Source organism: Mesorhizobium sp. M7A.F.Ca.CA.004.04.2.1, assembly GCF_004022825.1.
Lineage (GTDB): Bacteria > Pseudomonadota > Alphaproteobacteria > Rhizobiales > Rhizobiaceae > Mesorhizobium.
On the sequence record NZ_RZPH01000648.1, the window covers coordinates 1 to 3,525 of the forward strand.

The following is a 3,525-nucleotide window of genomic DNA, read 5'->3' on the forward strand; positions in this document are numbered from 1 at the left end:
GCCGGTGAAGGCGACATCATCGAAATCATAATTGCCGAGCGTCGGATCGAGCCCGATCGTGTTGACCGTGTAGCCGCCACTGGCCGCTGTGATCGAGGATTGCAGCACAGTCGCGTCGCCGTCGCCGAAGGTGAAGTTGGCGTTGGCCGACGTCGCCGTCGTGCCGCCCGACGACAGTTCGACGCCGACACCAGCATTGGAAATGCTGGAGCCCTGCAGAAAGGTGATGGTCTTGTTGCCCGTCGTCGATGACAGGTCGATGCCGCGCGAGGTGAGGTCGCCGGTGCCGGTGATCGTTGTCACGCCGAAATCGGCCGTGGTCGATGAACCGCTGAAGTCGATGCCGGTCTGGTTGGCGCCGGAGCCCATCGTCACATTGGTTGTTCCAAATGTGACATCGGCATTGGTCAGGGCGAAGTTGATGCCGGCTGGACCGACGGTCGAACCCATCGTCACGCTGGTGGTGCCGAAGGTGACGGCGCCGGCATTGTTGGTGATGTCGATGCCATTGCCCGTGGCACCCGACACGGTCACCGCCCCGAAGGTCGCCGATGCGGTGCTGGCGACATTGGCGACGGCCAGGCCGGTGGCAGTGGCGCCGGTGATCGACAGCGGAGCTGTGACGTTCAGCGTCGCGGTTCCGGCAAGGCCGGTGACGACGGCGCCACCGCCGCCCGTCGCAGACAGCGTCGAGCCGATGAAGCTGATCGCGCCGCCGACCGGGGGCAGCGTCGAGCCGATCGCGAAAAGATTGCCGGTGCCGGTCGAGGTGACGCTGCCGCTGAAGGTCACCGAGCCGCCAGTGGTGCCGTCGACCTTGACCGCTATGCCTGGCACGGTTGCCGAGCTGGAGATGTTGGCCGCCACACCGATTGTCGCGCTGCCACCGGAAACGACGACACCGTCGCCAGTGCCCGAATTGGCGATGGCGCCACCGAGGATCGCGATCGAGCCGGTGTTGTTGGTCAGGCTGACATCGGTGCCCGCGACATTGGTCGTCACCAGATTGGTGATGGTGAAGGTCGATGACGAAGCGTTGATTGCAAGGCCGTTGATGCCGCCACCGGTGCCGCCGATGGTGACATTGCCACCCAGGAACGGGCCGCCCGAAACGGCATTGAAGTTGAGCGCCGTGGCTTGCGCAACACCTGTCGTGATGCTGTCGAACGCCATGCCGCCGGTGCCGATGGTGACGCCGTCGAGATTGATCGCGTGGCCGGTGCCGGTGGTGATCTGCTCCGTGCCTGCGGCCGCGACTGTGATCGTGCCGCCCCCGGTGGCGCTGAAGCCGGTGCCGGTGGTCGTGGTCAGATCCAGCCCGCCGGTGAACTTGATTGTGCCGCCGGTGTTGCCGCTCAGGTTGATCGCAAAGGCGGTGGCGGTGCTGGCGGTGATCGCTCCACCGAACGTGGCGCTGCCGCCGCTCATGCCGGAGATCCCCACCGCGCTGGTAGCAGCGGTCTGGTTGATGGTGCCGTTGTAGGTGACGTTGGGCGTCGAGTTGCTGATGGAGAAGGCGTTGCTGCTCGTGTTGGCGATGGAACTCCCGACCCCGAAGGTCAAGGTTCCGCTGGAGCTGCCGACGATGCCTATGCCTACGCCGCCGCCGGTGATGTCGAGATCGTCGAAGGTGGCGATGCCGTCGAAATTGTTGGCGGACAGCGCCGCACTGGTGGCGTTGGTGATCTTGGTGTTGCCGGTGAAATTGACGGTCGCGCTCGAACCGACAAGCACGATGCCGGTTTCAGATGCGGTCTGGACGGTCAGGTCGTCGACCGAGACCGTACCGGCCACTCCATCGAGGAAGAGGCCGGTTGCGACATTGCTGACCGTCACGCCCTGGACGGTCAGGCCATTTGTGCCCAGGCCGTGGATGCCGGCGGCGGCGCCCCCGGAAATATTGAAATCGAGCAATGTGTTGCCGTTGCCCAGCGTCACGACATCGCCGGCGCCGGAACTGGTCAGCGTTGCCGCGCCCGCGGAATCCGAGATGGATTCGTCATGATGGACGTTGGTGCCGGTGACATTCAACGGCACCCCGCCGAGCGAGAACGCGCGGCCGTTGCCGAACGACGCCAGTTCCTGCCCGTCGCTCAGCGAGAAGCCGGTGGCGTCGTCGATCGTCCCGCGGTTGACCAGGACAATGATGGCGTCGCTGGCGGTAATGCTGTCGGCATAATCGATCGAGGCGAGGTCGGTGATGGACGTGCCGCCGCCCGAAGCCCCGGCCGCGACGAAGATGTAATTGCGCAGATCGTAGAGTTGCGGGCCGGTAAACTGCGTCGTGCCGAAGGCGTAGTGGCCGCTGCCCTCATTGAGCCCGCGCGCATCGAGCGAGGCGGTGATGCCGGAGATGGAGCTGGAACCGCCGCCGAAGGTAAACTCGGCGTTGGCCGTGGCCCCCGGCGTTCCGGCAATGCCCAGCCGCACGCCGGTATCGACATTGGCGATGACGCCACCAGCGGTGATGGTGATCACCGCGCCGCCGACGCTCGGCGAGGTCAGGTCGATGCCGATCGAACCGGCGGCACCGGTACCGGTGATGTTGAGCGACTGCGCGGTGAAATTGGTTTTGCTGCCGGAGAAATCGACGCCGGTGCCGACACCCAGTCCGGAAATGACGATGTTGCCGGTGACCACCGCCGCATTGACGCCGGCAAACGAGATGCCGTCGGCGCCGGGATTGGTGATGCTGATGTCGCCGAAGCGGATCGCCGCCGGCGAATCCGAAATGGCGATCGCCGGTCCGGTCGTGTCGGAGATCGTCGTCGCACCGTTGACGGTGAAGCTGCCCGCGACATTCTCGAGCACGACGCCCGACGTGCCGCCGCTCTGGCTGATCGAGTCCAGCACCACATGAGCGGTGATCGGATCGATGAAGACGGCGGTGCCGCCATTGCCCGATATTGTGCCGCCGGTGGTGGTGAACGTCCCGCCGGTCGACGTGCCCTGCACGGTGATGCCGCGGTCAGTATTGTCCTGCGCATTGATGGTGGCGAAGGTGTAGGTGCCCTTGCCGCTGATATCGAGACCGTCGTCGAGATTGCCCTGCAGCAGCGTCGTGCCGGTGAAATTGTAGGTGCCGTCGCCTTCGATGTGCAAGCCATCGAGGCCGTTGCCGGTGGCGGTGAAATTGGAGCCGGTGATGCCGGTCGAGCTGCCGGTGAAGTCGGCGCCGTTGCCGCCCGCACCGGTGACCGTCACATTGGTCAGCGTCGCGCCGGTGATGTTGTTGCCGAAAATGCCGTCGGCGCCGCCGGTGATGGTGATGCCGTTGAGCGTGTTGCCGTTGCCCAGCGTGATGACCGGGTTGGCGACGTTGGTGCCCTGGATCGTGCCGTCGCTGCCGCCCAGGTTGAAGGTGCTGGTGCCGCCGCCGAAAAGCCTGGCGGTGACGCTTTCGCCGCCGCCGATGACGGTCTGTCCATTGGCAAGCGTCACGCCGCCGGTCGTCAGATTGCCGTTGCCGCCAAGCGCGACGACAAAGCCGTTCGCACCCGACTTGGTCACGGCGTCGTCCAGAGT

General features: G+C 65.3%; 1 pseudogene. It reads right to left on the reverse strand.

The features are described 5' to 3' along the window. Positions 1-3,510 (reverse strand): annotated as a pseudogene (locus EN893_RS24550) (hypothetical protein); the annotation flags it as partial. Between the last annotated feature and the right edge of the window lie 15 nt (positions 3,511-3,525).